Origin of the sequence: Brevundimonas sp., assembly GCF_032017145.1 — a bacterium.
GTDB lineage: Bacteria > Pseudomonadota > Alphaproteobacteria > Caulobacterales > Caulobacteraceae > Brevundimonas.
This window is the reverse complement of record NZ_DALZQC010000138.1, coordinates 1-7024: the sequence shown is the minus strand read 5'-3', so window position 1 is coordinate 7024 and position 7024 is coordinate 1. Positions and strand designations below refer to the sequence as shown.

Annotated in this window: 9 protein-coding genes; 4 read left to right on the top strand and 5 right to left on the bottom strand. The window is 67.4% G+C overall.

Features of this window, described 5'->3' with window-relative positions:
• The first annotated feature begins 169 nt into the window (after window positions 1-169).
• Both ispG and RTU05_RS16255 read left to right on the top strand, forming a co-directional pair.
• On the top strand, window positions 170-1306 hold the full coding sequence (ispG, locus tag RTU05_RS16260; RefSeq protein ID WP_312599376.1) for a flavodoxin-dependent (E)-4-hydroxy-3-methylbut-2-enyl-diphosphate synthase: 1137 nt from the start codon (window positions 170-172) through the stop codon (window positions 1304-1306).
• Window positions 1307-1434: 128 nt separating this feature from the next.
• Window positions 1435-1902 carry a translation initiation factor 2 gene (locus RTU05_RS16255; RefSeq protein WP_312599375.1) on the top strand — a complete coding sequence of 156 codons (468 nt, stop codon included), beginning with the start codon at window positions 1435-1437 and terminating at the stop codon, window positions 1900-1902.
• A 59-nt stretch (window positions 1903-1961) separates the two neighbouring features.
• On the opposite strand, the gene RTU05_RS16250 is transcribed toward RTU05_RS16255, so the two are convergent.
• From RTU05_RS16250 to RTU05_RS16240, 3 genes are read right to left on the bottom strand one after another with little or no spacing between them, the layout of a single operon-like run.
• Window positions 1962-2738, bottom strand: coding sequence for a sulfite exporter TauE/SafE family protein (locus RTU05_RS16250; RefSeq protein WP_312599374.1), 777 nt, complete (start codon window positions 2736-2738; stop codon window positions 1962-1964).
• A gap of 31 nt (window positions 2739-2769) precedes the next feature.
• The gene (locus RTU05_RS16245; protein ID WP_312599373.1) at window positions 2770-3210 is read right to left on the bottom strand and encodes an Rrf2 family transcriptional regulator; all 441 of its coding nucleotides are present in this window, start codon (window positions 3208-3210) and stop codon (window positions 2770-2772) included.
• Between the two features lie 42 nt (window positions 3211-3252).
• On the bottom strand, window positions 3253-3888 hold the full coding sequence (locus tag RTU05_RS16240; protein WP_312599372.1) for a response regulator: 636 nt from the start codon (window positions 3886-3888) through the stop codon (window positions 3253-3255).
• Between the two features lie 212 nt (window positions 3889-4100).
• On the opposite strand from RTU05_RS16240, the gene prfA reads away from it, so the two are divergent.
• Entirely contained in the window at window positions 4101-5168 is a 1068-nt protein-coding gene (prfA, locus tag RTU05_RS16235; RefSeq protein WP_312599371.1) for a peptide chain release factor 1, read from the top strand.
• Between the two features lie 4 nt (window positions 5169-5172).
• Here the strand turns inward: prfA and RTU05_RS16230 are convergent, their stop codons facing one another.
• Complete coding sequence (locus RTU05_RS16230) at window positions 5173-5562, bottom strand: hypothetical protein (RefSeq protein ID WP_312599370.1); 390 nt, start codon at window positions 5560-5562, stop codon at window positions 5173-5175.
• A 245-nt stretch (window positions 5563-5807) separates the two neighbouring features.
• Here RTU05_RS16230 and RTU05_RS16225 point away from each other — a divergent pair, with 245 nt between their 5' ends.
• Window positions 5808-6227, top strand: coding sequence for a hypothetical protein (locus tag RTU05_RS16225; RefSeq protein WP_312599369.1), 420 nt, complete (start codon window positions 5808-5810; stop codon window positions 6225-6227).
• Window positions 6228-6286: 59 nt separating this feature from the next.
• On the opposite strand, the gene odhB is transcribed toward RTU05_RS16225, so the two are convergent.
• The coding region (gene odhB / locus RTU05_RS16220) for a 2-oxoglutarate dehydrogenase complex dihydrolipoyllysine-residue succinyltransferase (protein ID WP_312599368.1) at window positions 6287-7024 on the bottom strand (738 nt) is incomplete at its 5' end.

Here is a 7024-nt window from a genome sequence, read left to right as displayed (position 1 = left end):
CGCCCAGAGCGGCGGGCAGAGCGGCGGACAGACCGGCGGGCGATCCGCTGCGGCCGCCCCCTCTTCGCCGCCGACCACGACACCCGCCGCTTCCCCGACCATGCCGACGGCGCCGAACTGATCGGTCCGCCGTGGCGTGGCCGTCATCATCGGCCTATATGAGCACGCGATGAGCGATCATTCTCACATCCGTCCCTGGCGCCATATCGAGCGTCGCAAGAGCCGCCAGATCAGGGTGGGGTCGGTTCTGGTCGGCGGCGACGCCCCGATCAGCGTCCAGTCCATGACCAATACGCCGACGTCGGACGCCGCCTCGACGATCGACCAGATCCGCCAGTTGGAAGAGGCCGGGGCCGACATCGTGCGCGTCTCCTGCCCCGACGTGGAATCCACCGAGGCCTTCAAGACCATCGCGCGCGAGGCCAAGGTCCCCTTGGTCGCCGACATCCATTTCCACTACAAGCGCGGCATCGAGGCGGCCGAGGCCGGGGCCGCCTGCCTGCGGATCAATCCGGGCAATATAGGCAGCCCCGACCGGGTGCGCGATGTCATCCAGGCCGCCCGCGACAACGGCTGCTCCATGCGGATCGGCGTCAACGCGGGCTCGCTGGAGAAGGAACTGCTGGAAAAATACGGCGAGCCCTGCCCCGACGCCATGGTCGAAAGCGCGCTGAACCACGCCCGCATCCTGCAGGACAACGACTTTCACGAGTTCAAGATTTCGGTGAAGGCGTCCGACCCCTTCCTGACCGTCGCCGCCTATCAGCAGTTGGCCGAGGCCATCGACTGCCCCCTGCACCTGGGCGTGACCGAGGCCGGCCCCCTGCGCACCGGCACGATCAAGTCGGCCATCGGCATGGGCTCCATGCTGTGGGCCGGGATCGGCGACACCATCCGCGTGTCGCTGGCCGCCGATCCGGTCGAGGAGATCAAGGTCGGCTTCGACATCCTGAAGTCGCTTGGCCTACGCCACCGTGGCGTCAACATCATCGCCTGCCCGTCCTGCGCCCGTCAGGGTTTCAACGTCATCGAGACGGTGGCGGTGCTGGAGGAGAAGCTGGCCCACATCTCGACGCCCATGAGCCTGTCGGTGATCGGCTGCGTCGTGAACGGACCGGGCGAGGCCCTCTATACCGACATCGGCTTCACCGGCGGCGGCAAGGGCGCGGGCATGATCTATCTGAACGGAAAGATCGCCCACAAACAGGCCAACGACGGCATGATCGACCACATCGTCGAACTGGTCGAACAGAAGGCCGCCGAACTGGATGCCGCGCGTTCGGCGGCGCTTCAGGCGGCGGAATAGGACTGGGTCATCTCGCGCTTTCCGCCGCTCAACCTTCACCGTTCCGTGATTGACGCTCGAGAGTGAAAGTGCAACCTAGGCTATAGGTCCGCCTGGGGAGGCCGGACCCTGTTTCACCGAGGGGTTTCATGATTTCAAAGACCGTCGCGCGCTTTGGCGCGCGTGCGTTCACGCTGGTCGGCGTGGCGCTTTCCTTGCCTGCGTGCGCCACCGTGACGCGGGGATCCAGCCAGCAGTTCACGGTCGAAAGCACGCCGCCCGGCGCCCAGGTCAGCACGTCGAACGGCTTCGAATGCCAGGCCACACCCTGCACCTTCCGCATGCCGCGCAAGGACGCCTTCCGCATCACGGTGGCCAAGGACGGCTATGTCGCCCAGACGCACGAGATCAGCAGCAGCGTCTCCGGCGCCGGCGGCACGGCCATGGCGGGCAACATCCTGATCGGCGGCCTCATCGGCGGAGCCATCGACGCCACGTCCGGCGCGATGAACGATCTCAAGCCCAACCCTCTGGTCGTCACCCTGCGTACCCCGGCGGAAGAGGCGGCGCCGGCGCGGGCCGCTGCGACACCGGCGCCGGCCGCCAGCAACCCATAGGCGTCATCGACGACGGCGAAGACGCGGCGGCGGGCGCCAGTCCGCCGCCGTTTCTCGTCTCAGATCACCTTGAACAGGCGCAGGGCCTGATAGCCGGCCGAAAGCAGGACCACAGTGCCGACGCCATAGGTCAGGACGCGGCGGGGAGCGATGCGGGCGATGACGCCGGCTAGGGGCGCCGCGATCAGGCCGCCGGCCACCAGGCCCAGCACGGCCATGGCGTGGGTGGCGATGCCCTCGGCCTCCTGCCAATGACCGGTCAACAGGGCGACCAGGAAGGTGGCGGAAATGGCGGAGGTGACGAAGAACTCGGCCGTATTGGTCGTGCCGATCGAGGCGCGCGGGTCCTGGCCCGTGCCGACCAGGGTGGTGGTGACGGTGGGGCCCCAGCCCCCGCCGCCGACCGCGTCGAAAAAGCCGCCGACCAGGCCCAGGGGTCCTGCGAACTTGCGCGGGAAGATCCGCTCGCGCGTCTGGCGGGTGGCGCGCCAGATGATGACCAGGCCCATGACCGCCAGATAGGCGGTGATGAAGGGCCGCATCACGTCGCCGTCGATGCTGGTCAGGACGAAGGCCCCGATCCCACCGCCGACGACCCCGCCCAGGGCCAGGGGCACGAACAGTTTCCAGTTCACGTTCTTGTTGACCGTGTGCGATCCGGCCGAGGCGGCGGTGGTGAAGACTTCCGCCGCGTGGACGCTGGCCGAGGCGGTCGCAGGCGGCACCCCGAACGACAGCAGCACGGTCGAGGAGATCACCCCATAGGCCATGCCCAGGGCGCCATCGACGATCTGGGCCAGGAACCCGACGGCGAGGAAGAGAAGGAAATCTTGCATGGCGGCCCCAACGACGGGCGAAGGTTGCGATCTATTTCCCTAGCGGGTCAATAGGAGAAGAAATGGCGGCGGCTTGCAGAAGCGTTCGCGCCTCGAACACCGCCGCCAGGGCGTCGCGGCCGTCGCGCAGCACGGGCTGCAGCGGGCAGGTTTCGACATCCGGGCAGGTCTCGCACGGGCCATAGGCGGTGCGCGAGGCGCAAGGGGCGAGGGCCAACGGCCCTTCCAGGGCGCGGATCACATCGGCGAAACTGATGGCGTCGGCCGGCGCCGCCAAGGCGTAGCCGCCCGACCGCCCGCGCCTGGACATCAGAAGATGCTGTCGGCGGAGGTCCAGAAGAATGGCCTCCAGAAACTTGCGCGGGGCCGCCGACGCCTCTGCGATTTCGGCGATGGTCGCCGGCCCGCCCCCCGGCAGGCCGGCCAGATGGACCATGGCGCGCAGCGCATAGCGGGACCGGTTCGACAGCATGGCCTGTGATGGCGCGCCGCTCCGACCGGCGCAAGACGGTCTTCACCCGGTCTGGCCCAGGCGAGCGACGGCCTCCAGGATTTGTGCGCCGTTGTACGGCTTCAGCACCAGGGCCTCGGCCAGATCGGCGTGCCGGGCGGCGGCGCTGACGTCGCCGGAGATGAAGATGACCCGCACGTCCCAGCGCGAGGTCAGGACCTCGGCCAACTCCACGCCCGTCATCTCGCTGGACAGGTTGATGTCCAGCAGGGCCGCGTCGATGGCGTGGAGCGCGGCGGCGGCCTCGGCGGCGGCGGCGCTGTGGAAGGGTCCGACGACGCTGTGCCCGGCCTCGGTCAGAAGCTCGGTCAGGCTGGCGGCGGCGTCGGCGTCGTCCTCGACCACCAGCAGCGTCAGAGCCTCGGCGTCGGAGCGCGGTGCGTCGCTGGAGGCGGCCGGCGCCTGGCGCGTCACCACGGCCCGCAGATCGCGCCACACCTCGGCCGACGGCCGGTCGGTGTCCAGGTCGTAGATGGCGGCCATGGCCTTTAGTTCGCGCGCATCCTCGGGCGACAGGTCGCCGCCGGTGTCGGCCAAGCGTGTGTCGTACAGCCGGCACAGACGCTCCACGCTGTCGGCGACCGGGTCGGTTTGGGTGGGCGCGTGATCGGGTTCGGTTACGGGCGGGCGATCGAACATGAAAAGTCCTCCTAACAGCCTTGCCTTCGAACCAGCTAAACGGCCAAGGCGGATTTCGTAACCGCGCCTGACGCCATCGTGACCGGGACGTTATCGCCGATCACGAACGCCTTATCGACCGGCGCTGGGCGGCGAAGCGGCTTGCAATCGACACGACCGCGCCTGGCGGCTAAGGACAGGCGCCCTGTCGCCCGCTTCCAGGATACCGTCTTTTGCGTTTGCCCCAGGCCCGTCTCGATCAGGTGCTCGACCGCTTTCACGAGGTCGAGGCCCGCATGGGCGCGGCGACCGACGGGGCCGAGATCGTGCGCCTGTCCAAGGAGCACGCCGAACTGAAGCCGGTGGCCGACGCGGTTCAGGGCCTGGCCCGCGCCCGCGCCGAAATGGCGGACCTGGAGGCCATGACCGCCGATCCGGAAATGGCCGCGATGGCCCAGGACGAGTTGCAGCTTCTGAACGACGCCCTGCCGGGGCTGGAGCGCGACGTCGCCCTGCTGCTGGCGCCCCGCGACGCCGACGAGAACGCCTCGGCCGTTCTGGAAGTCCGCGCCGGAACCGGCGGCGACGAGGCGGCGTTGTTCGCCGGCGACCTGTTTCGGATGTATTCGCGCTACGCCTCCACGCGCGGCTGGCGGATCGAACTGGATTCCGCGACCGAGGGCGATGCGGGCGGCTATAAGGAAATCATCGCCACCGTCACTGGCGAGGGCGTCTTCGGCCGGCTGAAGTTCGAAAGCGGCGTCCATAGGGTTCAGCGCGTGCCGACGACCGAGGCGGGGGGGCGCATCCACACCTCGGCAGCCACGGTCGCGGTCCTGCCCGAGGTCGAGGACGTCGAGATCGAGATCCTGGACAAGGACATCCGTATCGACACCTTCCGCGCCTCCGGCTCGGGCGGGCAACACGTCAACAAGACGGATTCGGCCGTGCGCATCACCCATATTCCGACCGGGATCGTGGCCACCAGTTCCGAGAAGTCCCAGCACGTGAACCGCGACAAGGCGATGAGGAACCTGCGGGTGCGGCTGTACGACATGCAGCGTCAGGCCAAGGATCTGGCCCGGGCGGATTCGCGCAAGTCGCAGGTGGGATCGGGCGACCGCTCGGAGCGTATCCGCACCTACAACTTCCCACAGGGGCGGGTGACAGATCACCGCATCGGCCTGACCCTGCACAGCCTGCCGCAGGTTCTGGAAGGCGATATCGACCCGCTGCTGAACGCCCTGATCGCCGAGGATCAGGCCGCCCGCCTGGCCGATCTGGAAGCCGAGTTCGGCTGAGACCTCAGGCCAGCACGCCGGTCAGGGGCAGGATGAGGACCAGGGCGGTAGCGGCGGTATAGCCCGCGAAGGCGTGCACCGTGCGACGGCGGCCGGAGGCGGCGGGATCGTTCAGGTTTGAGCGGTTGGCCCACAGGAGATAGGCGGCCTGGATCGTCCAGCCCGCCAGAAACGCGATGACCGCCCAGGCGCTGAGCGCGGCCAGGGCCAGGCCCGAGGTCAGAACCAGCAGCCCGCCCAGCGCGATCACACCGTCCGCCAGTTGATCGTTGAAGGATGTGGACACCAGACCCGACAGGGCCTGCTGAAGCCGCCAATTGAGCCAGGCCTGATACAGAAGCATCAGCCCGCCCAAGACGTAAAACACCCCGATCGCGCGCGCTGCCCACTCCATGGCGAGAATATGGCCACCGTTTTTGCGCCCTGTAATCCGACAAAATAACTGAGATGCTCGATCCACGACGGATCGAAGCCTTAAAGACACAACCGACGATATGCGAGCCTGGGCGCAACCCTGCAACTAATCGCTGTTCATCGTGTCGTCGTCATGATGCGCAGCCCCGCGCATTTGCGTGGTGCGTCCCTCCCGCCCCGGCGCCATACTGCACCGTCCCCCACTCCAAGTGAAACAAGCGCCCCATGGCCCTGGTCGAGATCACCCGTTTCCCGGATGTTTACGAAGCCGATCTGGCGGCGGCGTTTCTGGCGGATCAAGGCATCCAGGTCGAGGTGACCGAACGCTTCCAGACCACCGTCGATCCTTTGATGCAGCGCGCGCTGGGACTGAGGCTTATGGCGCCGTCGGATCAGGTGGAGGCGGCGCGGGATCTGTTGGCGCGGGCCGCGCGGGGTGAATTCGCCGCCAAAGACGAAGAGGATCTGATCGCCCCAAGCTCGACGACCCGCAATCTCGGCCGGGGAATGGCCCTGACGCTGGCGTTCATGGGCGCCTTCTGGGGAAATAGCCTGCCTCAGCGGCTGCGGACCATCCACTGGATCGGCCTGGCGTTGATAGCGGGCATTATAGCCCTGTCGTTCATCGCCGCCTTGAGCATCTGATCTCAGGCGCAGTGTGAATTAGAGAAGGCGGCGAGAGCCTCGCCGCCTTCTTCAAAGTCTTACAGGTCCAGCAGGGCCCGTTGCGGATCTTCCAGCAGCTCCTTGATGCGAACCAGGAAGGTCACCGCCTCCTTGCCGTCGACGATGCGGTGATCGTAGCTGAGCGCCAGATACATCATCGGGCGGATCTTGACCTCGCCGTTGATGGCCATCGGGCGCTGGACGATGTTGTGCATCCCCAGGATGCCCGACTGGGGCGCGTTCAGGATCGGCGTGGACATCAGCGAACCATAGGTGCCGCCGTTGGTGATGGTGAAGGTGCCGCCCTGCATCTGATCCATGGTCAGGGCGCCGTCACGGGCGGCCTTGCCCAGGGCGCCGATGCCCTTCTCGATGCCGGCCAGCGACAGCGCATCCGCGTCGCGCAGGACCGGAACCACCAGACCCTTGTCGGTGCCGACGGCGACGCCGATGTCGTAGTGGTTCTTGTAGATGATGTCCGTGCCGTCGATCTCGGCGTTGACGGCCGGGATTTCGTGCAGGGCCGCGACCACCGCCTTGGTGAAGAAGGACATGAAGCCCAGCTTCACGCCGTGGCGCTTTTCGAACACTTCCTTGTACTGGGCGCGCAGGGCCATGACGTTGGTCATGTCCACCTCGTTGAAGGTGGTCAGCTGGGCGGCGGTGTTCTGGGATTCCTTCAGGCGACGGGCGATGGTCTGACGCAGGCGCGTCATCTTCACCCGCTCTTCGCGCGGCTGGTCGGCGCGCGGGGCGGCCGGCGCAGCGGCGGCGGG